Genomic DNA, 25,660 nt, shown 5'->3' on the forward strand with positions numbered 1-25,660 from the left:
TGATATTTTGTATGCAATGTATGGATGAAGGGACGCGTCGATGCGCGCCGAGAGACTGAAGTTCCACCTGGTAATGGCCGGCTGTGGTGGCTTTGTGGTGTTGATGCTGGCCGCGCTGGCCTGGGTCTGCCTGCAGCCGCAGACCGTGGATGTGCAGGCCGCCGAGCGCCACGCCATCGAGCAATGCGTGCAGCGCAGCGAGGATCCGTCGCGTAGCGAGATCCAGCGTCGCGCGCAGGCCGACTCCTGCCGCGAGATGCGCAAGCAGTACGTGCACAAGTTCGGCGGGGACGCGTCCTGATGGGCGCAGCCGCGCCGCGCCGCCGCTGGCTGCTGCCGACGATGATCGCCCTCGCCTGCCTGTTCATGGCCGGCGTGGCGGCTGCGCTGTGGCAGTACTTCGGCTACAGCGCGCAGTCGACGTTCACCGAACAGGCCATCGTCTTCGACGACTCGCAGCTGCGCCTGCCGTCCGATCTGGCCGGTGATACCGGCCGCATCCGCGTGGTGCACTTCTGGGACCCGGCGTGTGCCGTCTGCAACCGCGAAACCGGCGCACACCTGAGCTACCTGATCAGCATGTACCGCCGCGCCGGCATCGACTTCTATGCGATCCGCCGCCCCGGTACCCACGGCGAACTGCCTGAGCCGCTGCGCAACAAGGTGATCAACCTGCCGACCATCGACGGCATCGAACACATCCCGGCGAGCCCTGCCGTGGCGATCTGGGACCGGCAGGGCCACCTCGCCTATGCCGGCCCGTACAGCATCGGCATGGTCTGCAACTCGGCCAACAGCTTCGTCGAACCACTGCTGGACAGACTGGTGCGCGGCGAAACCGTGCGCCCGAAAGGACTGCTTGCCGTGGGCTGCTACTGCCCCTGGCAGGCCAAGCGCTGAGGACGCGCAATGACACCACTGACGCTGGCCGCTGTGGCCGCCACAAGCAATAACGGCGGTCACCTGTCCGAACCGACCGATGGTTATGGACAGGCTCCCGCCGTTGGAAGCAACGATACGCCCCGACATGCTCCGTACATGCCGCGACCGGATGTCGCAGCCCGCGAATGGGTGCAGGACGTGCTCGCGCACAACGGGCCGATCTACCTGCGCATCGTCAATTCGCTGGAGCGCACGGTGCGTCGCGGTGGGCTTGCACCAGGACAACGCCTGCCCTCGCAGCGTGCGTTGGCGCAGCAGCTCGGCGTCGACCTGACCACGGTAACGCGGGCGTTCGACGAAGCGCGCAAGCGCGGCCTGATCGAGGCACGCGGGCCACAAGGCAGTTTCATCGCACCACCCAAGGCCGGCTTCGACCAGGTGGTGGACCTGAGCATGAACGTGCCGCCGGTGCCCGATGCCGATGCGCTGGCCGAGACCCTGCGCCGCGGTGCCGCCGCCGTGCTTGCGCGCAGCAACGCGCCGAACCTGATGACCTACCACCTGGGCGGCGGCAATCCCACCGACCGCCACGCGGCAGCGCGCTGGCTGCAACCGATGCTGGGCGCGGTGGAGGATGCCAGCCTGTTGCTGACCGAAGGCGCGCAGGTGGCGCTTGCCGCGATCCTGGTCAGCCAGGGCCGCGACGATGATGCGATCCTCTGCGATGCGCTGGTCTATCCGGGCCTGCTGCAGGCCGCCGCCGCACTGGGCCGGCGGCTGCTGCCGGTGGACAGCGACGAACACGGCATGTGCCCCGATGCGCTGGCCCGGCTGGCACGCGAAAGCGGCGCGCGGTTGGTCTATCTCAACCCCACCTGCCAGAACCCGACCGCGCTGAGCCTGCCGCTGCAGCGGCGCGAAGCGCTGGCGCGTGTTCTGGAGAGGGAAGGCCTGCTGGCGATCGAAGACGATCCTTACTGGCACCTCGCCGAGGATGCACCGACACCGCTGGCGGCGCTGGCACCGCGCCATGTGTTCTACGTGGCGACGCTGTCGAAGGTGATCAGCCCCGGCCTGCGCACTGCGTTCGTGCAGTGCCCAAGCGCTGCGCACGCCGAGTCGATGACGGCTGCATTGCGGGCGACGCGGTTGATGGGTCATCCGCTGGTCTCGGCGTTGGCCAGCCAGCTGCTGCTGGATGGTTCGGCGCAGTCGCTGCTGGCGCAGGTGCGCAGCGAAGCGCACGAGCGCATGCGCATGGCGCGCTACCTGCTGGCGCCTTCGCTGCTGCTGCGCGCCGAAGGCCTGCATGCCTGGTGCCGGGTACCAGCGCCATGGACTGACGCCACCCTGGTGCGTACCGCACAGCTGCAGGGGCTGGCGATCGCGCCTTCATCGGCATTCTGCCCGCCGGGGGTGCAGCATCAGAACGGCGTGCGGCTGTCGCTGGGGCTGGCGGCCGATCGCCGGCAGCTGGAAAGTGCGCTGCAACGGATTGACCGGTTGTTGTTGTCGGACGCGTTGCCGGCGATCGAGCGGTAGCCCTGGAATGGGATGTGCCGACCAACGGTCGGCACCCACCCGACCGGTAGTGCCGGCCGCTGGCCGGCGGAAGACTCCTCAGCACGGTTGGAATGTGCCAACCAAGGTTGGCACCCACCAGATCGGTAGCGCCGGCCGCTGGCCGGCGGAAGATTCCCCGGTACGGTTGGAATGTGCCAACCAAGGTTGGCACCCACCCGACCGGTAGCGCCGGCCGCTGGCCGGCGGAAGATTCCCCGGCACGGTTGGAATGTGCCAACCAAGGTTGGCACCCACCAAAGCAGGGTCAGGCCAAGGCGGAGAGGGCCTTCACCAGCGCATCCATCTGCTGCGGCCGGGTGAACACCGACGGCGTCACCCGCACGCAGGCGCCGGAGTCCAAGCCGTCGCGATGGGTGGTGAACACGCGATGTTCGTCCAGCAGGCGCTTCTGCAGCGCGATGTTGTCAGCCACGCTGGTGCGCCCGCGCAGGCGGAAGCTGGCCAATGCACTCGCCAACGCCGGATCCGGCGAAGACAGCACTTCGATGTGCGCCATCTGCCGCGCCGGCAGCGTCCAGCGCTCGCGCAGGTAACGCAGGCGCGCCTGCTTGTTGTCCGCACCGATGCGCTGGTGCAGGGCAATCGCCTCCGGAAGTGCCAGGTAAGCGGCGAAGTTGACCGTGCCGGTGTGTACGCGGCTGCCCACGCGGCCGTCGTCGGTCTCGCCCATGTACGGGTCGAGGTCCGCAACGCGGCCCCTGCGCACGTACATCGCGCCGACACCGACCGGTGCGCCGATCCACTTGTGCAGATTGATGCCGACGAAATCGGCCTTCAACTGCGGTACCGCGTAGTCGATCTGGCCGAACCCGTGCGCCGCATCGACGATCACGTCGATACCGCGTGCGCGTGCACGCTCGGCGATCTCGGCCACCGGCAGCACCAGCCCATGGCGATGGCTGACCTGGGTCAGCAGCACCAGCTTCAGGCGTGGTAGCCGCGCGAACGCGGCCTCGTAGGCCTGCAGGATCTGCGCATGGTCGGGCACCATCGGCAGCGCGATGCGCTCGACCTGCACGCCACGGCGCTGCTGCAGCCAACGCATCGCACCGATCATGCTGTCGTAGTCGATGTCGGCGTACAGCACCTGGTCGCCGGGCCGCAGGCGGTTGTAGCCACCGATCAGCGCCAGCATCGCTTCGGTGGCGCCACGGGTCAGTGCGATCTCGTCGGCGCCCACGCCCAGCAGTTCGGCCACCTGCCGCTGCACCGCCATGTACTGCACCGGGAACTCATGACGGCCGTACCAGGCGTTACCACGGTTCACCTCGGCGGTGTGGCGCTGGTAGCTGGCCAGCGTCTCGCGGCCCATCGCGCCCCAGTAGCCGTTCTCCAGGTGGTTCACTTCATCGGTGATGTCGAAGTGGCTGGCCACGGCGGCCCAGTAGCCTTCATCGCGGGCCAGCGCGTCCGGCGCTACGGTCGTTGCGGGAATCTGCATGGGCGCAGCGTAACCCGCGGCAGCCATGGCGGGCAGTGAAGACAGCGCAGCTGCAGCCGGCAGCAGTGCACCGGCACGCAACAGGACGCGGCGGTTGCGGTCCATCAGAAGCTCAGCCGGTACTGTGCGTACAGGTTGGCACCGTCGGTGTCGTACGGCGCGTTGCGCGAGTAGACCAGGCCGCGACTGGCCTGGAAGGTGGCTTCGTCCGGATAGCGGTCGAACACGTTGTCGGCACCCACGCGCAGGCTGTGATGTTCGTTGATGCGATAGCCGACGGCCAGGTCGAGGAAGCTCATCGCACCAAAGCGCTGGTAGATATCGCCCACCGCATTGCCGCTGGAATCGGTCCAGGCACCGTAGTAGCGCATGCGCGCCATCAGCGACCAGGCACCGATGTCCCAGCTGCCGGTCAAGCTGCCCTTGTGCTCGGGCAGGCGATCTTCGAACAGCACGCGCTGGGTCTCGTTGGTGGCCACCGAGGTGCTGCCGTTGTCCACGCGGGTGCGGTTGTAGTTGTAGGCCAGGGTCAGCGTCATGCGGCCCGCGCCGAGGTCGCGCAGGTAGTTGCCGACCACGTCCACGCCGGTGGTGGTGGTGTCGAAGTCGTTGGTGAAGTAGTTCACCGAGGTATAGCCCAGCGGATTGGGCGTACCGGCCGGAATGGCGAAACTGGCCGACTGGCTGAAGCGGTCGGTGAGCTTGATCTGGTAGACATCCACCGAGCCGGACAGGCCCAGGTCGGTGCGCCAGGTCAGGCCCAGCGATGCGGTACGCGATTCTTCCGGCTTCAACGGCCTGGCACCGAGCAGCTGCGCCAGCGGATCGTTCGGCGACAGGCGGCCGCTGGTGAAGATCTGCAGCGTGCGCGTATCCAACCCCTGGGTGGTGCTGGTGGTGTTGAGCTGCGCCGGCGTCGGCGCGCGGAAGCCGGTGGACACGGTGCCGCGCAGGGCGACGTCCGGGGTGATCGCGAAGCGCGCCGACAGTTTGCCGTCCAGTGTGCTGCCGAAGCTGGAGAAGTCCTCATAGCGGCTGGCTGCACCGATGCTCCAGCGTTCGCCCAGCGGCACTTCCATGTCCACGTAGGCGGCCTTGCTGCGCTGGCTCCACTGCCCGGCCTGGCTGGCCGAGAAGCCCGGCGCGCCATTGGAGTTGGCCTCCAGGCCCGCGGCCGCGCCCGGACCCACCGCGTACGAGGCCGGATCACCGGCGCGCACCTGGTAGGTTTCCTGGCGGAACTCGCCACCGAAGGCGACGTTGATCGGCTTGGACAGCGCAGCCACGTCCCATTCGTAGTTGAAGTCGGCGTTGGCGTTCTTCTCGGTCTGGGTCAGGCGGCCGAGATCGAAGTCGGTCGGGCTGGCCGGGCCGAGCGAGGCATTGATCGAGTTCTTCAGGCGATAGTCGATGGCGTTGCGGCCATACGAGGCGCTGACATCCCAGCGCAGCTTCGGCGTGATCTCGCCGCGCAGGCCACCGACCAGCTGCAGGTCGTTCTGCACGTTGCCGTACTGCGGGCTGAAGCCGACCGGATACAGCGAGCGCAGGTTCCAGCCCGGGAAGATGGCGGTGGTGCGGTACGCGCCGGTGGTGGTGTCCGGGTTGCGCCAGTTGAAATCGCTGACGCCATCGCTGTGGCTGTACAGGCCAAAGGCATAGAGCTCCAGCGTATCGCTGGCGTTGGCCTTTACGTTGAAGCCGACGCGGCGGCTTTCCAGTTCCGGCTGGCCCCAGCGCTGCACCGGGTTGGGCACCTCCAGCTCCGGATGAGCGGCCTGGAAGGCGATGGCATCGGGGCGCTGGCGGGTGCGCGAGGTGGCGTCGGAGGTGGACGATTCGGCGAACAGCACCAGGCTGCCATAGTCGCCCAGCGACCAGCCGGTGCGCGCACTGAAATCGCGCGAAGCACCGTCGCCCTGCGCGTACTGCGAGTAGCCGGCGGTGATCTCGCTACCCGGCCCATCCTCCAGGATGATGTTGATGACGCCGGCGATGGCGTCCGAGCCGTACTGCGCCGACGCGCCATCACGCAGCACCTCGATGCGCTTGATCGCGCTGGTTGGAATCTGTGCCAGGTCAGCGGCCTGTGCACCACGGTTGCCGAGCAGCGCGCTGCGGTGGAAGCGGCGGCCATTCACCAGCACCAGGGTCTGGTCCGGCGACAGGCCACGCAGCGTGGCCGGACGCACGAACACCTGGCCGTCCGCCATCGGCAGGCGCTGCACCACGAACGACGGCACCAGCTGGGCCAGCACGTCCTTCAGGTCGGTGGATTCGACGGACCTGATGTCCTCCTTGCTGAACACATCCACCGGCGCCAGCGTTTCGAACTGGGTGCGGTTGGACGCGCGGGTACCGGTGACCAGCATCGCGTCGAGCTGGGTGGGCGCGGCGCGGCTGCCGCCGGCGGCATCGACCGCATCGGCCTCCGTTGCGATCGCGCCTCCTGCGCTGGCCATGGAAAGGGCAAGGAGGATGGAACGCGAAAGCTTCGAACGATGCACGGCAGGGCTCCGGGAGGACGCGACAGGGCCAGCACCTGTGCACACACAACAGGCCTGGACAAGGCGCGCAGTCTCGGCGCGATGTGTGAAGGAGGCATGACGTCAGTACGACAGCTTGATGCGCCAACCAAGGTTGGCCCCTGCCAGGGCTCATCCGTAGATCCACGCCATGCATGGGTGGCAATGCAGACCCACGCCCCATCTCCGCACACAGCGGCTAGCCGTTGGCGTCGTCGCCAAAGCCGAAACGGGCTGGCCGTGCCGTTCGCAGCGGAACGAACATCATGGCAGCGAACACCACCAAGGCGGGGGTGGACATGATCCAGATGCCCCTGTTGCGAATCCCGATCCCCATGAAGTCGACCTGCAGATCGCCGATCCATTGCAGCTGCGTCAGTATCATCACCAGCCCGCCGATAGTCGCGCACGGCAACCCACCGTGACCGGCCCCCAACAACGTCGGTGTCAGAAACCCGCCCAGCAACGCGAAGCCGACACGGTACACCCAGGGATTGCCGCGCCACCGTGGTGCGCCGAACAACATCAGCAGCATCAGCGCCAGGGTCAACAGACTGGGAAGTACCCAGAGGGCAAGCAGCATTTCGATCATCTCGATCATCGGCCGGGCTCCGCGGGCCTGGCATCCCCCGTCGTCGATCGCATCTCCCTGCCCCCCATCACGTCCATGAAGCACGCATTGTTGCCGGTACGCAGGCAGACGCAAAGCCCCGGCAGCGCAAGAACTGCTAAACGCCGCGCCTGCCGATCCGCTACTGTGCCGGCATTGGATGCGGGGAACGGCAGGATGAGCGCGGCAGGCAAGGCGTTGTGGTACATCGAAACCCATGCGGACCAGCCATTGGCGCTGGCCGACATCGCCGCTGCGGCCGGCCTGTCGCCGTTTCATCTGTCACGCCTGTTCCAGGCCCGCACCGGCACCTCGGTGGTGCGCTACCTGCGCGGGCGCCGCCTGACCGCTGCCGCGCAGCGGTTGGCCAACGGCGCGGGCGACATCCTGCAGGTGGCGCTGGGGGCCGGCTACACCACCCATGCTGCCTTCACCCGCGCCTTCAGCGAACAGTTCGGGCAGACACCGGAACGGGTACGCGAACAGGGCACCGATGGGCTGACGCTGGTGCAGGCGATCCGCCTGGACGAGGCCCCGTCAGCCTGCATTGAAGCCCCCCGGCTGCTCGATACGCCCGCGTTCCAGCTGGCAGGCGTCGGCATGCGGCATACCCGCGACAGCAGCGGCGCGATTCCGGGCCAATGGGCCCAGCTCAACCGCGAGTGGCCGACGCCGGCACCGGTCAGCTTCGGCGTGTGCTGCAACAGTGATGACGATGGTGGCTTCGACTACATTGCGGCACTACCGGCAAGCACGGTGCCGAGCGTGCCTGCGCACTGGCGACGCGTGGACATCCCGGCGCGCCGCTACCTGGTGGCTTGGCACGGCGGACACATCTCGGCCATCCGCTCGACCTGGTTCTGGTTGCTGGATCATTATCTCCCTGCGTCCAACCTGAGCCTTGCCGATGCGCCGGACCTGGAGCGCTACGACGCCCGGTTCGACGAGCACAGCGGCAACGGCGGCGTGGAGATCTGGCTGCCGGTGGAAGAACGTCCCCACTGACAAGGAGTTGAAGATGCGCATGACCGCTGCTGTGCTGGGAGGAATGCTGCTGGCGTTCGCGAGCATCGGCGCCGCACGCGAAAGCGGCGTCGCCGGCGAGCGCCACGGCACGACGACGCTGGCCAGCGCCGCCGTGCGCGACGCAGGGCACCGCGACGCGCTGCGCTACACGGTCTGGTATCCGGCACAGGCCGGCAGCCGCGAAAACGCGCTGACCATCGGTCCACCCGACGCGCCGCTGTTCGACGCCGGCCGGTCGGCCAAGGATGCGCCGGTCGCGGGTGATCGCCTGCCGACCCTGCTGCTCTCGCATGGCAACGGCGGCAGCGCGCGCATGATGGGTTGGCTGGGCACGGCGCTGGCGCGGGCCGGATATCTGGTGATTGCGGTGGATCATCCAGGCAACAACGGCGTTGACACCATGACCCTGCCCGGCAGCCTTCTGACCTGGTTGCGCGCCGATGACCTGCGTGCCGCACTGGCGGCCGTGCAAGCTGATCCGGTGCTGGGCCCGCATGTCGATCCTGAGCGCCTGGGGGTCGCCGGCTTCTCGGCCGGTGGCTACACCGCGCTGCTGGCAGCCGGTGCGCGACCGGACCTGCAGCGATTGCGGGACTTCTGCACCGCACATCCGGATGACGGCGTCTGCCGGCCCCAACAGGAGGCGGCAACGCACACGATGGAGGCGCGCGTTGCCGCTGCGGCGTCGCCCGAGCTGTCACCATGGATGTCCCACGCCAACGACGCACGCGCCATTCCCGGCGTGCGCGCGGTGTTCCTGCTGGCGCCGGCAATCGTGCAGGCCTTTGCGCCCGAGCAGCTCTCCTCGCTGAAACAGCCGGTGTCGATCGTACTGGGCCAGGCGGACACGATCGCGCCACCACAGACCAATGGCGAGGCTGCGCGTGCGGTGATTGCGGCCGCTGCACTGCAGGTGCTGCCCGGTGTCGGCCATTACGATTTCCTCGCCGCATGCACCCCGGCCGGACAACAGCGGCTGCAGGACCTGTGCAGCACATCGGTGCCGAAGGCGCAGACCCACGCGCAGGCAGCGGAGGCGGCAATACGGTTCTTCAACCATTCGCTGCGCTAGTGGCCGCCGGGCATGGCCCGGCGCTACAGTGGGCGCGTCCACGGAGAATCGATCATGCGCCTGCTGCACCTCACTCTGCCGGTATCCGACGTCGCTTCCGTGGCCACATATTTCCACGATGTGCTGCAGCAGCGCGTGGTCGGCAACCATGTGCACGTCGGCTGGAGCACCCTCGAACTTCAGCCTGCGGCGGGGCGTCCGGTGGGTGGCGTGCATCTGGCCTTCAACGTGCCGGACAACCGCTTCAGCGAGGCAATGACGTGGTTGCGTGAGCGCACGCCGCTGCAGCGCAATCCGGCGGGGCTGGACTACTTCGCGCTGGAGAGCAGCTGGCAGTCGCAGTCGGTGTACTTCAACGGCCCGGACGGCCTGATCCTTGAACTGATCGGCCGCCGCCGCCTGCCGGCCAGCGCTCGCGAAGGCGTGTTCCATGGCAGCGAGCTGACCTGCCTGAGCGAAGTCGGCCTGCCCAGCCGCGATGTCGAGGCCGTACGCGAACTGTCCAACCAACGTTTCGGCCTGCAGCCGATCAGCCCGGCTTCGCCGCAGTTCGCACCGATGGGCGACGACGAGGGCCTGCTGATCGTGGTCGCGGCCGATCGACGGTGGTTTCCCGAGCAGAAGGACCTGCCCAATGCGCAGGGGCTGTTGCTGCAGGTGGGCGACGTGGCTGGCCCCGGTGTCGTGGAGGACGTTGTGCTCGGCTGGCGGGTACAGGCAGCCTGAACTACCAGCTGCCCGACGCACCACCTCCGCCGCTGCGGCCGCCGCCTCCGGACCAGCTGCTGGAGCTGCTCGCAGACGAACTTGACGACGGGCTGCTGGACGCACTGCGGTGGCCGACGGATGATCTGCGGCTGCCGCGTGCCTTCTCACCGGGCAGCATGGTGAAAATCCAGGCGAAGTACAGCACGACCGTGCCGGCACTCCACCCGATCGTCGCGGCAAGGCGTGCCACCGGGTCGGCGCGATCAATGGCCAGCAGTGCGAAGAGCACGTAGCCAGCGGTCAGCAGCAAGAGCACTGCGAACCTCACCCCGAAGCTGCTGCGGTCCTTGTGCCAGCGCGCGCGGCACGCCTGCACGAGGAAGAACAGCAGCATGGCTACGATGCCTGCCGCCAGGTCCAGCAACGTGTGCAGGGCCAGACTGGGCGGCAACTGGCCACGCAGCATCATCACCACCAAGAACCCCGAACTGACCCCGAGCATGCCGAGCAGCACCACGCGCACACCTCGGCTGCGGCGCCAGCACCAGCCAAGCAGGCTCGCCACCGGTACGCACAACGCCAATACGAGGCAGACCGCTGCCAATGCCTGGCGTGGCGCCCACATAGCCGCCGACAGCAGACCCGCGGCTACCACAGCCGTCACCAGCAGCGGGCGACCCCAGGCCGGCAATCGCTTCGGGCGCGCCTGCGGCGTGGTGACCTCGCGTGGCGCTCCACGCTGGCGCTCGCGATGCCTGCGTGCGAGGTCGTCCGGCATCCTGGCCGCGGGCGCCGAGGGCGGTGAGCGCCACAGACCCGCAAGGAAGCCGGCCAGCAGCGTCATTGCAACCACGGAATCCGCGCTGCGCCAATCGGCCGGCAACACGTTGCGCATCGATGGCGCTTCCCAGGCCGGCAGGTCCTCGCCATCGATCAGCGCGACCACGACCTTCGTTCCATCCAGCAGGCCCTGGTCAAGGTCGCCATCGCGGAAACGCGGCACGATCGCCTTGTCGATGATGCGGGCGGCATAGGCATCTGGAATCGCGCCCTCCAGACCGTAACCGGTCTGGATGCGTACACGGCGGTCCTGCACGGCCACGAGCAGCAGCACGCCATCGTCAACGCCTTCCCGGCCCAGCTGCCACTGGTCGAACACCCGCTGTGCGTAGGCCTCGATGCCCTCGTCGCCAGCATGGTCGACCACCAGCACCTGCAGCTGCGCGCCGGTGCGCGCCTGCAACTTGAAGGCCTGCGTGCGCAGTATGTCGCGGGTATCCGCCGAAAGTGCGTTGGCGGCGTCCACCACCGGGTCATCCAGCGCAGGGACCGCAGCACCGGCCATCACCCTCATCGGCAACAGGCACAACAGCATCAACAGCCATGCCGTGACCCGGGTGCACGTCGTCCTGCGCAGCATCTTCACGTGCCCTGCCCTGCCTCGATCCGCGCATGCAGCGCCTGCAGCTGCGCGACCGCCTGGTTGAACACCTGCAGATCGGCATCAACCAGCGCCGGCCAGTCGGGCGCGTGCCCCAGCAACTGCGCCACCTGCTCAGTCGGCGCACGATCAAAGCCTTCACCCAGCACCGCGAGATAGCGTTCACGGAACCCTGCCGGGTCGCGTTGATCCTGCACGAACAGCTGCACGGCCAGCAGCCCTGCATAGAGGTAGTTCACCAGATAGTTGGGGTCGTCATACATCAGGCGCTTGCCGATCCAGCCGTTGCACAGCTGCGGATAGCGCTCCGGGTCCTGACCGAAGCGCGCCAGCACCCGGCCGGTCAACGCGTCCAGGTCATCGGCGGTACCCAGCGTGTTGTCCGCCACGCCCTCGTAGATCGACTGCTCCAGCTGCGCCTCTTCGGAAGACGTGAACAGCTGCAGCACCATATCGTCCAGCAGTGACTTCAGGTAATAGGCCTTGGCCCGCGGGTCCCCTGCCTGCTGGTACAGCTGGTCGCGGAAGCGCAGTTCGTTGTAGATGGCAAAGGCCTCGGTCAGCCACTGGCTGCCATTGCGCTGCAGCGGCGAGGCATGGCCGCGCTGCATCCACTCACCGTGCATGGCATGACCGGCTTCATGGGCGATCTCGACATCGCTTTCCAGATCACCACGGCGCACGCCAACGAACAGCATTGCCGGCACGCCGGGAGCGCTTACCGAGAACGCGTCCTGGCTGCGGTCACCACGTTCGGTGGCCAGATCCATGCGCCGGTTGGCCGGATCGAGCAGCGCACGCAGCTCACTGACGTATGCCGGCCCCAGGTGCTGCATGGCATCGGCGGCATTGTCGCGCAGCTGCGCCAGCGTCAGTACCGGCGGCATATAGCCGGCATCGGGCAACGTGGTATCCCAGAGCTGCGGCGCATCGATGCCTGAACGCGCGGCGTGGCGCAGCAGCATGTCCTGGTAGGCGCGACGGTCCCGTGCATGGCGTCCGATCGCCTGCAGCGTAGCATCCACCGCCGATGCATCCAGGCCCATGCGCTGGTAGCCCCGCGCCGGTGCAGAACCATCGCCCTGCAGGCGCGCGGCGGCATCGTTCACCTGCACCAGGCCCAGCAGCACCGAGGCCATCGGCTCGCGGCGCGAGTGCAGGCCCTGCCAGTAACCCTTCCAGCCCGCTTCCCGCAACGCGCGGTCCTGCTGCTGGGCCAGTGCCTGCTTGTCGTGCCCGGTGTCCCAGTGCCGACCATCACGCTCGATCTGCGGGTACTCGGCACTGCGCAGGATCTGCCCACGCAGCCGTGCGAAACTGTCCAGCGCCGGATCGGCCAGGGCCTCCACGGCCTCATCCAGTGCGGTACTGGCCGGTGCTGCAGCGTCCTTCAGCGCACGCGCGCGCAGGAAGGCATACGGTGCTGCCCACGCCGCGTCTGCGGGCGCTTCGCGCAGCGCCGCGCGGCCGGTGTGGGCGATGCGGCTGCACAGCCCCATCACCTGGTCCAGCGCCTGCGTCGGGCGATGGTCACGGGCGTTGCGTGCGGCCTGCAGATGCAGATAGCTGTGATGGCGCAGGCACTGCGCCTGCAGTGCCTCGGCCTGATGGAAGCGTTGCGCAGGGGCAAGCGCGGAAGCCTGCTGCAGGGCCTCGACACGCTTGCCCAGCTCGCCGCGCGCGGCCTGTTCGGCTGCCGCACTGGCGAAGTAGGCGCTATCGTCGGCCGGCAGCGACTGCGCCTGGACGCCGGTGAAGAGTGCCATCGCCAGCATGACAGTCATGGTGGCGGTGATGGTGCACATCCTGCGAGCCTGCATCGGCGTCTCCCTGCCTGGATCAGGCTCCGAGCCTAGCAGCCCCCGCCCGGCCGCGCCTGTGCCGGGACAGGCATCAGATCGACTCATCCTCGCGCTTGACCAGCGTCCAGCAGGGCGACTGCGCGAAGGTGTAGGTCTGCTGGTCGCTGCTGTCCGGCGTGCGGATCTGTACCTGTCGTTGCCCATCGGCCAGCGTGCTGACCTGCATCTCGCGGCCCTGCCCGGCCAACGCGGCGGGATCGGGCATGACCGGCCACTCGACATCGGCCAGCGCCAGGCGGCTTTCCACCTTGCGCGGTTCCGGCTCGGCCTCGGCATCGATGTAGCTGTCCAGCAGCGGATCGGCGGTGGCTTTTTCCTGCAGCGCGATCTCGTTGCCGAAGTGCTTCAGGAACGCATCGAACTGCGAGTAGGGGCATTCACCGCTGGCAGGCACCGGTGCGGGCTGGACCGCTGCCGCCGTGGACGACGGCGCGGGATGTGCAGGCGCCACTTCCGTGGGCGTCACCTGGGGCTCGGGCGTGCAGGCAACCAGGGCCACGCCACAGGCAAGCATCAGCACGGCAGCGGAACGGTTTCGACGCATGGGCTCATCCTGAATCCGGTTGGGTCGTCCCATGCTACCGCGCGCCCTACAATTCCGGCACTCCGCCTGTCCGAGACTCTCCATGCGTCGCCTCCTGCTCATGATCGGCCTGCTGTTGCCCGCCCTGTGGCCAGCGCTGGCGATGGCCGTCGATGTCCACGAAGGCGATCTGCTGTTCGTCACCGCCGGCCGCAGCGGCCTCAGTGCGGCCATCGACGATGCCACCGGCAAGCAGGGCGCGCCCAGCTTCGATCATGTGGCCCTGGTCGCTGTGGCGCCAAACGGCTGGGAGGTACTGCATGCGGACGAGAAGGGATCGCGCCGGCAATCGCTGGTCGAGTTCCGCCAGGACGCCCGGGCCAAGCAGCGGCAGATCGTGGTCTATCGCCTGCGGGCACCGCAGCAGGCGGCGATCAAGGATGCGGTCGCCACCGCGCGCATGATGCTGGGCAAGCCGTACAACACGTCGTATGTGTTGAACGAGGACAGCTACTACTGTTCCGACTTCATCGAGCGTGCGTTCCGTGCGCACCATGTGTTCGCGCTGCAGCCGATGAACTTCCGCAATCCGCAGACCGGGCAGATCGCACAGCATTGGGTCGATCTGTACCGCGGCATGGGCATGGAGGTGCCGCAGGATCAGCCCGGCACCAATCCCAATGACATGTCGGCCGCGCCGGTGCTGCAACGCATCGGCGTGCTGGAATAAGCGAAGCCCCGCGCGCGGCGGGGCTTCGGGGGTTGCCCAGGGTGGGTACCGACGTCACTCTTCCTCGTCCTGCCCACCTTGCTGCTGATTGCGCTGGTTGCGCTGCTGCTGTTCCTGCTGCTGTTGCTGCTGCTGGTCGCGGCCACGGCCCTGCTGCTGATCCTGCTGGTTCTGCTGGCCCTGCTGCTTCTGGTTCGGGTTCTGGTTCTGCTGTGCCATGTCCGATCTCCAAAGCCACGCGCGGAATGCGGTGGACGGGGCCATCGTCTGCAGCGAAGAGTTAATCGCGCGTTGGCGGACGGCTACACCTGTGTGTACGCGCGTGAATGAACACGCGAAAGTCCTTGCGGCACAAGCCGCTGAAGGATTCATGCGGGTTCGGCATGTCCTCATGCCATCCCCAGCGTTGCTCGTATTCATGGCGCTCGCAGCCGGAAACACGCGCTGAACGAGGCTGGTTTCCCGGCGCATGCAGGGAAGCCAGCTCTGCATTCATGGCATCACCGGTGGCACATACGCCAGGGTCATGCCCAGCAGCCACAACAGGCCCAGCACCAGCGGGATGTGCACCAGCAATTGGATGAAGGTGAAGCCCACGATGTCGCGTGCCTTCAGGCCCAGCACGCCCAGCAGCGGCAGCATCCAGAACGGGTTGATCAGGTTGGGCAGGGCTTCGGCCGCGTTGTAGACCTGCACCGCCCAGCCCAGGTGCGCCTTCAGTTCGTTGGCGGCCTGCATCACGTACGGCGCCTCGATGATCCACTTGCCGCCACCGGACGGCACGAAGAAGCCCAGCACGGCCGAATAGACGCCCATCACCAGCGCGAACGAATCGGTGCTGGCCACGTGCACGAACAGGCTCGACAGCCGGTGCGCCAGGGTCTGCCCGTCACCACCAGCGGCGTGGGTGAGGATCATCGCGATGCCGCCGTACAGCGGGAACTGGATCAGCACGCCGGTGGTACTCGGCACCGCCTTGGCCACCGCGTTGAGGAAGCTGCGCGGGCGCCAGTGCAGCAGCAGGCCCAACGAGATGAACAGGAAGTTGTAGGTATTGAGGTTGGCGATGGCGGTGATCACCGGCTTGTTGGCGAACTCGTTGAACAGCCAGCCGAACGCCAGCAGCGAGAGCAGCACGGTCAGCAGCGGGCTGTATTCCAGCCATTCGCCCGGGCGCGTGCGTCGCTGCAGCGGTTCCGGCTCGGCCTGTGCAGCACCGGGGAACGCCTCGGCGGTACGCGCACTACCCGCCGCGGGTGCCGTCAGCCAGGCGATCAGCAGCGAGACCAGGATCAGCACCGAGGTCAGCGCGATCGACTGCCACAGGAAGATGGTTTCGGTGAACGGCAGCACGCCGGTGATCTCCACCAGCCCCGGCGGCATGCTGGCCGGGTTGGCCTGCAGCTGTGCGGCCGAGGAACTGAGCCCCATTGCCCACACCGCACCCAGGCCGAGGTACGCCGAAGCACCGGCGGCGCGGTAGTCCATGCGCAGTTCGGTACGACGGGCCAGCGCACGCACCAGCAGGCCACCGAACACCAGCGAGAACCCCCAGCTGAGCAGCGAGGCGAGCATGCTGACCAGGCCCACGTACACCACCGCACCGCGGCCGGTACGCGGCACCCGGGCCAGGAAGTCGATGAAGCGCGCGACCACCGGCGCGGTGGCCACGGCGTAGCCACCGATGACCACGAAGGCCATCTGCATGGTGAAGGGAATCAGGCTCCAGAAGCCGTCCCCGAAGGCGCTCGCGGTGGCCTGCGGGGTCGAGCCGAAGCCCATCGCGGCCAGCGCGACGATGACCACGCCCAGCACCGCGAACACATACGCATCGGGGAACCACTTTTCCGCCCAGGCGGCCGAACGCAGCGCTGCGCGCGCCATCCAGCCGTCCTGTACTGCTGCCGTCGAGGCCATCGCCTACCCTCCCAGGTTCGATGGATCGATTCTGGGCGGTGGGGTGCAGGCTGTCAGCCACCTATTGGTCGTAGGTGGCGGGGTCGGATCCCTCTCCACAGGAGAGGGCTCTGACCCCGAGCCGGGTATCGGCGCGGCAGAAGGGTCAGAGCCCTTTCCCACAGGAAAAGGGATCCGACCCCGGGCAATCAACGCAGCGCCAGGTCCGCGGCGATGCCGGCAAACAGCGCGGCACCCACCCAGTTGTTGTGCAGGAACGCCTTGAAGCACGGGCCGCGTTCGCGGTTGCGGCAGATCCAGAACTCGTACACCACCAGCGCGGTGGCCACGGCCACGCCGGCCAGGTAGTACCCGCCCAGCCCGCCGCGCACGCCGACCAGCGCCATCGTGGCCAGGAACAGTGCGTACAGCACGCCCTGGATGACCAGGTCGAGATCACCGAACAGGATCGCGGTGGAGTGCGAGCCCATCTTCAGGTCGTCCTCGCGGTCGACCATGGCGTACCAGGTGTCGTAGGCGGTGGACCACAGGATGTTGCCGGCATACAGCAGCCAGCCCAGCATAGGTACCTCGCCCTGCACGGCGGCGAACGCCATCGGGATGCCCCAGCCGAACGACATGCCCAGGTAGACCTGCGGCAGATGGGTGTAGCGCTTCAGGTACGGATAGCTGGCAGCCAGGAACACGCCGATGAAGCTCAGGCCGATGGTCAGCCCGTTCAGGGTCAGCACCAGGCCGAACGCCACCAGCATCAGTACGGCGAACAGCGCCAGCGCGGCGCGGCCGCTGATCGCACCGGTGGCCAGCGGGCGCGCCTTGGTGCGCTCCACATGCGGGTCGAGCCAGCGGTCGGCGTAGTCGTTGATGACGCAACCGGCCGAGCGGGTCAGCCACACGCCGGCGGTGAACACGAACAGCGTCCACAGCGGCGGCAGGCCGCCCGCGGCCAGCCACAACGCCCACCAGGTGGGCCACAGCAGCAGCAGCGTGCCGATCGGGCGATCAGCGCGCATCAGACTCCAGTAATGCCGCCAACGCGGCGTCGCCGGCGACTGCGGCGAAGTGAGGGGGGTATCAGCCATGGCGATAGGATACTCCTGCCCCTCTGGCAGGGCTTTGCCCGTGGGGGGAGATTTGTTCGGCGAAACTGGATAGAATGCCGGTCCCGCACCGCTTCATGGCGCTGCGATGCCCGCCCCGGCACCGGCCGACGGCGCGGCGGTTCTACAACGCGCCCGTAGCTCAGCCGGATAGAGTAGTGGCTTCCGAAGCCATTGGTCGGGGGTTCGAATCCCTCCGGGCGCGCCATCTTCCCCTGTGTTGCCTGCACGCCGCCAGCCCGCGCTGGACGTTGCCACGTGCTTCATCAACACTGCGCGCATGACGCCACCGGATCTGCTGAAGCTGGCCGCGGGTGCTGCGATTCTCGGCCTGGCCACCTTGTCCACCGGCGTGAGCGTCGGTCGCACATCGCGTGGGAACCCGCTGCTCACCGCATTCCTCGCCTGTTTCGCCGCCGCCAATCTGTTCGGATTGGTGCTGCTGGGTGGCCAGGCCTGGCTCTCGCCCGACGCCGTGCGCTGGCTGCGGGTCATCGAAGTGCCTCTGGTCTATCTGCTCGGTCCACTGCTGTATGGCCATGCGCGTGCGCTGCTGACACCCGCGCAGGCCGCTGCAACACCCTTGCCGCTCGCGCATCTGCTGCCGGCTGGCCTCGCGTTCGCCATTTCCCTGTTGAACGCACTCGCGCCTTTCGAGGCCTCACCGCTGGGCGATGTGCTGTTCCAGCTCAGTTTCCACGGCTGGCTGCTGCAAGGGTGCTCCCTACCTGCTGGCCGCGCTGTGGCTCTCGCTGCGTGCGCCGCCCGCCCCGCCCGGAGCCGCCATCCAACGCAGCGGACTGCGCGGGCTGGCGATCGTGATGGCGGGATGCTGGCTTGCCAGCGCAATGAACCGGTGGCCGCCGGACGCTGCTCCACTGCTGGCCAGCATCGGGCTCAGCCTGCTGACCACCATGGGCATGTACCTGCTGGCGTGCCGGGTCGTACGCCAGCAGCTGCGCGTACGTGCGGGCACTGCGGCACCCATCATGGTGGACATGACCGCGTCCGCCGAGGATACGACCCACGCACGCTACGAGCGCTCGGGCATCGACGCAGCACAATGCGCGGCCATCGCCAGCGCGCTGACCGCATTGATGCAGGACGAACGCCTGCATGAAGCGCCCGGGCTGGATCTTCAGACCCTCAGCCAGCGCAGCGGCTGGTCACCCAACCAGGTCTCGCAGGCGCTCAACCAAGGGGTGGGCCAGAGCTTCTCCGAGTTCGTGAACAGCTTCCGCGTCGCTGCCGCGAGGGCGTGCCTGTCCGATCCGTCCGACCTCCGCAGCGTGCTGGACATCGGCCTTGCCGCCGGCTTCGGCAGCAAGTCGACCTTCAACAGCGCGTTCAAGCGCGCCACCGGACAGACGCCGAGCGAGTACCGCCGCCTCACCGCGTCCAACTGAACGTCCAATCCTTCACGCCCGGTCGAATATCCCCGGTCCGGGCGCTGCCATCACCTCCTGACCCAACGAAGGAGGTGAGGCGATGCGTTTGCGATGGATGCTAGGTGGCCTGCTGTGGATGCTGGCGGTTCCGGCACACGCCGCGGGGGTGGATGCTGCCGATGTGCTGGCCAAGGCCCGCGTAGCCAGTGGTGGCGAGCAGTGGCTGTCGGTACAGCGTCTGCAGGCGGTGGGCGAGCAGTCGGTGGGCGGCCTGCACGGGCGCTGGCAGCTCAACCAGGACCTGCGTGCCGGGCGCTATGCCGAACAGGCGCAACTGGGAGACTTCACCGTCGCGCAGGGCTTTGATGGGCAACTGTCCTGGCGGCGCGACTATGGCGGCGAGGTCGGCCTGCTGGATGGCACCGTGCCACGTCGGACCGCGCGCACGCAGTCGTGGCTGGCGACCCGTGCCTATTGGTCCAACGCCTATCCGACCACGCACTTTGCCGCGCCCCGCACCGAGGCTCTGGATGGCCGGCGCTATACCGTCCTGGCCACGAAGCCGGAGGGCGCCGACCCGATCGAGCTCTGGTTCGATAGGGGCAGCGGCCTGCTCGGCCGCGTGGTCATTGCATCCGCTCGCACACCCACCGCCACCGCACTGGAGGACTACCGGGCGGTCGAAGGCCTGTTGCTGCCCCATCGCATCATCACCGACACCCTCGATGCCCGGGGCCGTGCTGATCCGCGACTGCGCAGCGATGTACAGGTGCAGCGCTACCAGGTGGATGGCCCGGTAACAGACACCGTGTATGCACCGCCAATGATGGCCCATGACAGCTATATCGAGGATGCCAGCGGCACCACCCGCATTCCGTTCGACCTGATCAACAACCATGTCTACATCGAGGCCGAAGTGGACGGACAGCCGGCGCGATTCCTGGTGGATACGGGCGCCATCAATCTGCTGACACCGACCGCCGCCAAGCGCCTGGGGCTGACCACCACGGGCCGCCTGAGCGTGCATGGTGCCGGCGACAACGCCAGCGACCTGGGCCTGGCACAGGCCCGCCACCTGCGCATCGGTGGCGCGCACCTTGCAAACCCGGTGTTCCACATCATCGACCTCGGCCAGCAGATCAACTAGATGGGCGTGCCGCATGATGGCTTCATCGGCTACGAGACCTTCCTGCGCTTCGTCACCACCTTCGACTATGGCGCGCGCGTGCTCAGCTTCACCCTGCCGGGCCACTACCAGCCGCCTGCCAACGCGGTGGTGCTGCCGTTCGAACAGGATGACCGCGCGCCGGTACTGAATGGCGAGCTTGACGGCATCCTGCTTCGCCTGTGGCTGGACACCGGCTCACGCAACTCGCTGAGCCTGAGCAGTCCGTTCGTGCGTACCCATGGTCTGTTGGAGAAATACCACGCCAGTGAGGAGGCGGTGCTTGGATGGGGCCTGGGTGGCGCGGGGCGGGCGCGACCTGCCCGGCTCGGTGTGCTGCGCATGGGCGATATCAAGGTCACTGGTCTGGTCGGTGATCTGTCCAGCACTGACAAGGGCGCGCTGGCCCTGGCCGACTACGGCGCGATCCTGGGTGGCGGCGTGCTGCGGCGCTTCTCGATGGGCATCGACTACGGTGCCAAGCGCCTCTATCTGGTACCCAATACCGAAAGCACGCAGGCCGATGCCTTCGATCGCAGCGGGCTGTGGCTGCAGGCTGAACACGATGCACTGCGTGTGGCCGATGTGGCGCCGTCCAGCGCCGGGGCACGCGCTGGGCTGCGCAGGGATGATCGCATTGTCATGGTTTCAGGCGAGCCGATTGCCACGCGGATGCTGGCGAACTGGCGTGCGCTGTTGCGTGAGCGTCCGGTTGGGACGCGCGTGGGCATCCGTTATCTGCGCGATGGCCGGCAGGTGGATACCGATCTGGTACTGGCGGACCGGGTGGCTGCGGGATGGCGTGCCGATTGAGTCAGAACTGGCGCTATCCCTGCGGAGCACCCGCCACTCACGTGGCGGATGCTCACGCACCACAAAGGCAGTTCCAACTATTTGTCTCTTAAGAAGTTCCTCGGCCGAGCACCAAGTCTGATGATTTTTCGCGCTGCACCAAGGTAGAAGTCACTGAATACAAATGAGAAGGCGGCAGCTGTATAGAAGACAAGTAGTGCCCCAGGAATGGGAATCGCGCGAACGAAGCTATCGCATTCGAGGTTGCGGGCGACCAGCAACCCAATCATGAACATCTCGGCCAGGAAAGCCATAGCGAATGCGAATCGCACTCGCCCAACCTCAACCGACAGAATTCCCCTCCCCGCCAGTTCGAACTTGGAATACACAAGCAGCACCAGCAATGCGAAAAAAAGAGCAAACATGACTGCTGGAGAGTACCCAACGACTGGACAGCCCATATTCATCATGGACGCAATCAGCGCGCAGCAGATCGCCAACGCTCCAACTGCAGCTGCGCCCTTCATGCACCTTATGAAAATCAGTTCGCGGGACATTGGCATTTGCTGTAGTTTGACCTCAGATACCGAGCTGGTGCTGGCGGGCCGCGTGGCTGCGGGATGGCGTGCCGATTGAGATCGCGCAGACCGCTGTGGGGCACCCGCTGCGCATGCAGTGGGTGCCGCTGAGCGGGGGTGACCGAGAATCTCGCACAGCGGCGGCAACGTCAGGGAATGAATGACGCGGTGCGATGTTCGCAACCGGCTGCATCCCGTACCACGATGGAGTACTCCGTGTCCGCACTGGATTGGCCGGGCAGGAACACGCCATCACCATCGAACAAAACGCTCTGCTGTTCACCCTGCCCGATCGACAGCCCGATCGCTCCCGGTGTGATTTCCTCAAGGATCACGTTGTAAGGTCGCCAGGCATCCTCGCCTTTACGCCTCATCTCTGCGCGAGCGGTCCTTGAGTTCAACCTGCGTCTCTCATCCACCCACAGCTGAAGCGGCTGATCAGCGTTGTGGGTGATCTGGAAGCGCCCGTAGGTCAGTCCGTCGACTCTCTCGGTGCCGACGTAGGTGAAATGGGCCGGTGGACACTTCGTGGTGCGGTTCGGATGCGCCGCACAGGATGTCAGTGCAACCACGAGGCAAAAGGCAGTCAGGCGCTTCATGGGTTCGAGGCCTGATGTGGGTTGTTGTCGCGGCGGCATGCGACGGTGAGGGCAACCAGCACTACGCCCCAGAGCGGCGTGAGCAGCACGACGCTCATCACCATCAGCGAAACCGCTACCTGCCAGAGCAGCGATGGCCTGAATCCGCTGAATCTATAGGCTTCCAGTACAAGCACCACGACCTGGGCCAGAAGGCCCGCAAGCAGCCCCAAGCCAGCCCCCTTGGCAAGCCGCCTGATCGTCAGGCGGCCAGCGGCGGGAACCCGTGCGCCAATTCCCAGCAACAGAAGGCTGACGGCCCATACAGCCAGAAGAAAACCTGATGTGAGTCGAAGGCGTAAAGCGCCCTGCCCACAAAGTGCAGGAACAGCCAGAGTGCTCCACACGACACCGCGTAGGCCAGCCCGTACCGAAGAATCTGCCTGGCTTTCATCTTGTACCTCTCCGAGGGCGTGCAGGCCGATCGCGTTCTTTGGTGGAGGAGCGCGGGAGCTCATGCACCTTGCATCCCGCTTGGCGCCCTACTCGCGCAACGCATCGCGCAGCGCTCGAGAGTACCTGCCTACCTCCAGCGTTCGCAGCTGGGCCAGTGGAATCCGATACCTCCTGAACAGTGCGGCCAGTTCTCTTGCAAGCCCCTGGAGCGGAGCGCGTCGAACAATATTGATGAGACCTTTTCCAAGGTATCCAAATTCATCTTCATACTAGACGCCGAATTCGAGTTTCTTAAGGCCAGGCTGGCACTGAGAAGAAGATTGCGACTGCCGGCCCACAGCGGGCATCTGCGCCCCCCAACAGTGGAGGTCATACGGAGAATATCTGAAAATCACTATCTGCATATTTCCCGCGCCCTGCCGAGAACTGCCGCGCTTGCCCGTCCGACTTCGAGCTTTCGTATCAATCCAGCACATTCAGGCCGATCCCCAGTTTTCGCTCCATAGATCACGGGCTCACCCTTCCTATCTACTCCGTCCAAATAGAGCACTGCGCAATCACCAGCGATCGTACCAATGCGCACCGCACGAACCTTCTCGATACTGGCGTCTGGACCGGCTGCACCCTCGCACATCCCACCGTAATACGCACTACTCAGTTCCGCGTAGATGGGTTTCAGCTGCAGCTCCCCTAAGCGGTCATTCTCGCATGCGCTCAGGGCGAGCACACAGACGGACGCGACAGACAAAGCGCGCAGGAAGAAGCCTTTGGCATCGAGAGAACTCTTGAGCAACCCCGATTTCCTTTGACTGTTTTCCATTACCTCCCCAGAACGATCTGCTCGAACGCATTGGTCGCGCTGCGCCGATCTCCCTTGCGGTTGCCGAGCGCGCCATTGGTCGCACACCTGGCGTCATCCGCCAGGCAGTAGGCGGAGCTCGGCGCTTCAGCGCACTATAGCGCCGCCGAGCATCGACCGAATACATTGGCGGGCTTCTCCCGAAGGCTCACGGCAACCACCCGTTGCTTCTGCTCACCGCAGCCCCCCATCACCCCATACATGATGAGAAGTCCCTTGTCGTTGACGTAGCCGATGAACTTGCCCCTACTTTCATCCGAAGCGGCCCTGACGAAGTAGACGCTCTCCCCGGGCGCTGGCTTCAGGTCACTCAACGGCATTGGACCGATCTTCCCTTTAACCTCTGATGCCGATACCACGGCCAGCGAATGCTTCAACATCCACTCCGCAATGGCTGCTTCACTATCAGGATCAAGCGTGGAAATGCGGTCAAGCGGCAGAGTCGTTGAATTGCCAGGGAAAATCGCATCGGACGAAACATCTACCCAGTCCGACTTCCATTCCGTATGTTGAAACTGGTGAATGCTGCAGCCCCCTAGCATTGGCAAGAGCAGCACCGCTGCACGCAAGATACCAGCCTTCGGCATAGACATGAAAGCCCCAGAAAGGGCCGGCCAAATGCTAATTATCATCTGCAACCCGTTCTGCAAAATGATCTATGATTTGTACCTCGTGCCCAAGATGGCATGTCATTTCTTGACTTCCCTATCATGGGCTGGCGCTTGGCGTGTCGCTACTCTGCCCCGGGTTTGCGGCAGCGTGCGTAGTCGAAACACCCGGCCTGCGCGCATAACTGTAATCGGGATCCCGGCAAGCGCGCACGATCGGACTTCGTGCGTGCCTGATCGCGCCGGGGAACCAGCACAGCACCAGCACCACCGCACAGATCATTCCCAGCCGCGCCCATTCACCCGCGACACTGGCCCCGATCAGCGGCAATGCTGCCACCAGGATGATGACCTGTGTGTACAGAAGATAGAGCGTGTACGTGCCCAACCGCGGGTCTGAACGAAGCTCGACGCGACACCCCCGGCAGGACGTCTTCGCTTGACGCTTTCCAGCAAATCGCAGGGGGAAGCTCTGTCCGCTAGCGCCACAAAGTGGGCAGATGAAGGTCATCAGGCGCATCGGTAGAACCTCTTTTCGGAAGTTTCCATCACCAGGCTCCATCTGCGGCGTCGACCATACGCACCACATCATCAAACCTTGGGTCCTGGCACATCATCTCCAGTGGTGTCCGATCAAGCTCATTTTCGGCGTGTGGGTCTGCACCGCACCAGAGGAGATAGGCTGCTGCCGCAACGCTGCCATGTGCCACCGCGCTTGCCAGCGGCGTCAGATCAAGATCACCACGCACATCGATGTTGGTCACGAAGGGCATCAATGCGCTGAGGAGGGCCACATCGTTGTAATAGGCCACCACATGCAGGGACGTGTCCTCATAGGCCCCTTGGGTCTCCGGACAAGTCAGCACCGTATCGCCGAAGTCAGTGTCGACACTGAGCCGGGAAAGCAGTTCGCTGAGTACAGGATCGATGATGTTCATCGGGCTGCACGCACGGTAGAGCCCATTGCGTTGGCCCGATGGTGATCCGTCCTGTAATCCATCCCTCCGTCAGCTCCGTGTCGACCTAGATGCCCCGCAGCCCGCACCCACTCAAGCCAGGCGGAGCGTGCGTCGTGGAGCGATACCCTCAACAGATCACTCCGCACCCACGATGGATTCGCGTGGAAATGAAAATTCCGTCCCCATCCGGCGTATCCGTCTGCTGTTGCCCCCGGTGATCGATAGCTCGATCGCCCCGGGAAGCTCTGCTCAGGAATCATGATTTGACAGGAATCAACCGGCCTTCCCAAGTGCCCTCTACTAGAAGTGCAATCTCTGCGCCGACAGAGGCCTCAATGAAGACCAAGGTGTCACCATCGACAATTTCCCGGGCAGCCACTGGGTCTAGACCAAGGAGGAAGCAACACCGCTGGAATTCAAAGGAATCATCCTTTCGATTGAAGACCTTAAGATCGAGCACGACATTCTGGCTAGAGAAACCATCAATGCTCGCCTTCCTGACTCGACCAAAGACCAAATCATAGGATCCCTGCACAGAGTCATCGAACAGAGAAACAGTCACTCCGGACACCGGATCAAGACGAATTCCAGCTAACTGGAGATCATGAATATCAATACTCACAAGTTCCTTCTCTTTGGCCAATGCTACAAGCTGGCTCAACAGCTGCAATCTCTGCCCCGCCCGCAAGCACACCAACAGAACGCTCGCAAATGAAATTCCCACTTCCCTATTCCCGCCTCAGACCCACTCACTTAAGAATCTTCAAAGCGCTCCTGAGCACCCTCCGAAGACCTTGGCAGGCCTCTTATTCAGGCTCACAGCAACCACTTCGATGCACTTGCTCCCCACAACGTC

Annotated in this window: 25 protein-coding genes and 1 tRNA gene; 11 read left to right on the top strand and 15 right to left on the bottom strand. The window is 65.7% G+C overall.

What is annotated here, in order from left to right; all coding sequences use genetic code 11:
- Positions 1 to 40: 40 nt before the first annotated feature.
- Genes AC5P56_RS02825 through AC5P56_RS02835 form a run of 3 tightly spaced genes read left to right on the top strand, consistent with a single transcriptional unit; the run spans position 41 to position 2,424 of the window.
- Entirely contained in the window at positions 41 to 301 is a 261-nt protein-coding gene (locus AC5P56_RS02825; protein ID WP_014648733.1) for a hypothetical protein, read from the top strand.
- Positions 301 to 900 carry a DUF6436 domain-containing protein gene (locus AC5P56_RS02830; RefSeq protein WP_032958773.1) on the top strand — a complete coding sequence of 200 codons (600 nt, stop codon included), beginning with the start codon at positions 301 to 303 and terminating at the stop codon, positions 898 to 900. The genes AC5P56_RS02825 and AC5P56_RS02830 overlap by 1 nt, the downstream gene beginning before the upstream one ends.
- Positions 901 to 909: 9 nt before the next feature.
- A complete protein-coding gene (locus tag AC5P56_RS02835; protein ID WP_495231450.1) occupies positions 910 to 2,424 on the top strand; it encodes an aminotransferase-like domain-containing protein in 1,515 nt (504 codons plus the stop codon).
- A 286-nt stretch (positions 2,425 to 2,710) separates the two neighbouring features.
- Here the strand turns inward: AC5P56_RS02835 and AC5P56_RS02840 are convergent, their stop codons facing one another.
- From AC5P56_RS02840 to AC5P56_RS02850, 3 genes are all read right to left on the bottom strand, one after another.
- On the bottom strand, positions 2,711 to 4,012 hold the full coding sequence (locus tag AC5P56_RS02840; RefSeq protein ID WP_495231451.1) for an aminotransferase class V-fold PLP-dependent enzyme: 1,302 nt from the start codon (positions 4,010 to 4,012) through the stop codon (positions 2,711 to 2,713).
- Positions 4,012 to 6,414: a TonB-dependent receptor plug domain-containing protein gene (locus AC5P56_RS02845; protein WP_080354590.1), complete on the bottom strand. Its 2,403-nt coding sequence runs from the start codon at positions 6,412 to 6,414 to the stop codon at positions 4,012 to 4,014. Before AC5P56_RS02845 ends, AC5P56_RS02840 begins: the two co-directional genes overlap by 1 nt.
- A 217-nt stretch (positions 6,415 to 6,631) precedes the next feature.
- Positions 6,632 to 7,033, bottom strand: a complete 402-nt coding sequence (locus AC5P56_RS02850) for a hypothetical protein (RefSeq protein WP_014648738.1) — start codon at positions 7,031 to 7,033, stop codon at positions 6,632 to 6,634.
- Positions 7,034 to 7,219: 186 nt separating this feature from the next.
- On the opposite strand from AC5P56_RS02850, the gene AC5P56_RS02855 reads away from it, so the two are divergent.
- The 3 genes from AC5P56_RS02855 to AC5P56_RS02865 are packed head-to-tail and all read left to right on the top strand — an operon-like array spanning position 7,220 to position 9,866.
- Entirely contained in the window at positions 7,220 to 8,047 is an 828-nt protein-coding gene (locus AC5P56_RS02855) for an AraC family transcriptional regulator (protein WP_069117691.1), read from the top strand.
- A 13-nt stretch (positions 8,048 to 8,060) separates the two neighbouring features.
- Positions 8,061 to 9,140 carry an alpha/beta hydrolase family protein gene (locus tag AC5P56_RS02860; protein ID WP_288496589.1) on the top strand — a complete coding sequence of 360 codons (1,080 nt, stop codon included), beginning with the start codon at positions 8,061 to 8,063 and terminating at the stop codon, positions 9,138 to 9,140.
- Between the two features lie 54 nt (positions 9,141 to 9,194).
- Positions 9,195 to 9,866, top strand: a complete 672-nt coding sequence (locus AC5P56_RS02865; protein WP_288496588.1) for a VOC family protein — start codon at positions 9,195 to 9,197, stop codon at positions 9,864 to 9,866.
- 1 nt (position 9,867) lies between these two features.
- On the opposite strand, the gene AC5P56_RS02870 is transcribed toward AC5P56_RS02865, so the two are convergent.
- From AC5P56_RS02870 to AC5P56_RS02880, 3 genes are all read right to left on the bottom strand, one after another.
- On the bottom strand, positions 9,868 to 11,268 hold the full coding sequence (locus AC5P56_RS02870) for a TPM domain-containing protein (protein WP_241887345.1): 1,401 nt from the start codon (positions 11,266 to 11,268) through the stop codon (positions 9,868 to 9,870).
- Positions 11,269 to 11,270: 2 nt separating this feature from the next.
- On the bottom strand, positions 11,271 to 13,109 hold the full coding sequence (locus tag AC5P56_RS02875; protein WP_495231453.1) for a M3 family metallopeptidase: 1,839 nt from the start codon (positions 13,107 to 13,109) through the stop codon (positions 11,271 to 11,273).
- Positions 13,110 to 13,182: 73 nt separating this feature from the next.
- A complete protein-coding gene (locus tag AC5P56_RS02880) occupies positions 13,183 to 13,695 on the bottom strand; it encodes a hypothetical protein (RefSeq protein ID WP_032958753.1) in 513 nt (170 codons plus the stop codon).
- 82 nt (positions 13,696 to 13,777) lie between these two features.
- Here AC5P56_RS02880 and AC5P56_RS02885 point away from each other — a divergent pair, with 82 nt between their 5' ends.
- The gene (locus tag AC5P56_RS02885; RefSeq protein WP_049408871.1) at positions 13,778 to 14,404 is read left to right on the top strand and encodes a YiiX/YebB-like N1pC/P60 family cysteine hydrolase; all 627 of its coding nucleotides are present in this window, start codon (positions 13,778 to 13,780) and stop codon (positions 14,402 to 14,404) included.
- Between the two features lie 54 nt (positions 14,405 to 14,458).
- On the opposite strand, the gene AC5P56_RS02890 is transcribed toward AC5P56_RS02885, so the two are convergent.
- The 3 genes from AC5P56_RS02890 to ubiA form a co-directional block, all read right to left on the bottom strand.
- Positions 14,459 to 14,623: a hypothetical protein gene (locus AC5P56_RS02890; protein ID WP_005414774.1), complete on the bottom strand. Its 165-nt coding sequence runs from the start codon at positions 14,621 to 14,623 to the stop codon at positions 14,459 to 14,461.
- A gap of 273 nt (positions 14,624 to 14,896) precedes the next feature.
- Entirely contained in the window at positions 14,897 to 16,321 is a 1,425-nt protein-coding gene (locus tag AC5P56_RS02895) for a short-chain fatty acid transporter (RefSeq protein ID WP_181454184.1), read from the bottom strand.
- A 188-nt stretch (positions 16,322 to 16,509) separates the two neighbouring features.
- Positions 16,510 to 17,403, bottom strand: a complete 894-nt coding sequence (gene ubiA, locus AC5P56_RS02900) for a 4-hydroxybenzoate octaprenyltransferase (protein ID WP_014648747.1) — start codon at positions 17,401 to 17,403, stop codon at positions 16,510 to 16,512.
- 149 nt (positions 17,404 to 17,552) lie between these two features.
- Between ubiA and AC5P56_RS02905 the strand changes: the two genes are divergently transcribed.
- The 4 genes from AC5P56_RS02905 (at position 17,553) to AC5P56_RS02920 (ending at position 20,787) form a co-directional block, all read left to right on the top strand.
- Positions 17,553 to 17,629: transfer RNA gene (locus AC5P56_RS02905), tRNA-Arg, on the top strand.
- Positions 17,630 to 18,269: 640 nt separating this feature from the next.
- On the top strand, positions 18,270 to 18,827 hold the full coding sequence (locus tag AC5P56_RS02910; protein ID WP_288496586.1) for a helix-turn-helix domain-containing protein: 558 nt from the start codon (positions 18,270 to 18,272) through the stop codon (positions 18,825 to 18,827).
- Positions 18,828 to 18,909: 82 nt separating this feature from the next.
- Complete coding sequence (locus tag AC5P56_RS02915; RefSeq protein WP_495231454.1) at positions 18,910 to 19,956, top strand: retropepsin-like aspartic protease; 1,047 nt, start codon at positions 18,910 to 18,912, stop codon at positions 19,954 to 19,956.
- On the top strand, positions 19,957 to 20,787 hold the full coding sequence (locus AC5P56_RS02920) for a PDZ domain-containing protein (RefSeq protein WP_495231455.1): 831 nt from the start codon (positions 19,957 to 19,959) through the stop codon (positions 20,785 to 20,787).
- 77 nt (positions 20,788 to 20,864) lie between these two features.
- On the opposite strand, the gene AC5P56_RS02925 is transcribed toward AC5P56_RS02920, so the two are convergent.
- The 6 genes from AC5P56_RS02925 to AC5P56_RS02950 all read right to left on the bottom strand — a co-directional run bounded on the left by AC5P56_RS02925 (position 20,865) and on the right by AC5P56_RS02950 (position 25,465).
- The gene (locus AC5P56_RS02925) at positions 20,865 to 21,323 is read right to left on the bottom strand and encodes a hypothetical protein (RefSeq protein WP_100450744.1); all 459 of its coding nucleotides are present in this window, start codon (positions 21,321 to 21,323) and stop codon (positions 20,865 to 20,867) included.
- Positions 21,324 to 21,493: 170 nt separating this feature from the next.
- Positions 21,494 to 21,943 (bottom strand): adhesin, encoded by a 450-nt coding sequence (locus tag AC5P56_RS02930; protein ID WP_100450745.1) that lies wholly within the window; start codon positions 21,941 to 21,943, stop codon positions 21,494 to 21,496.
- Complete coding sequence (locus AC5P56_RS02935) at positions 21,940 to 22,440, bottom strand: hypothetical protein (RefSeq protein ID WP_229653722.1); 501 nt, start codon at positions 22,438 to 22,440, stop codon at positions 21,940 to 21,942. Before AC5P56_RS02935 ends, AC5P56_RS02930 begins: the two co-directional genes overlap by 4 nt.
- Before the next feature lie 892 nt (positions 22,441 to 23,332).
- Entirely contained in the window at positions 23,333 to 23,830 is a 498-nt protein-coding gene (locus AC5P56_RS02940) for a hypothetical protein (protein ID WP_241887295.1), read from the bottom strand.
- A gap of 563 nt (positions 23,831 to 24,393) precedes the next feature.
- Positions 24,394 to 24,783 carry an ankyrin repeat domain-containing protein gene (locus AC5P56_RS02945; RefSeq protein ID WP_241887294.1) on the bottom strand — a complete coding sequence of 130 codons (390 nt, stop codon included), beginning with the start codon at positions 24,781 to 24,783 and terminating at the stop codon, positions 24,394 to 24,396.
- 277 nt (positions 24,784 to 25,060) lie between these two features.
- Positions 25,061 to 25,465, bottom strand: coding sequence for a hypothetical protein (locus AC5P56_RS02950; protein ID WP_141098646.1), 405 nt, complete (start codon positions 25,463 to 25,465; stop codon positions 25,061 to 25,063).
- Between the last annotated feature and the right edge of the window lie 195 nt (positions 25,466 to 25,660).

The organism is Stenotrophomonas sp. YJH_SMC_131 (assembly GCF_059367975.1).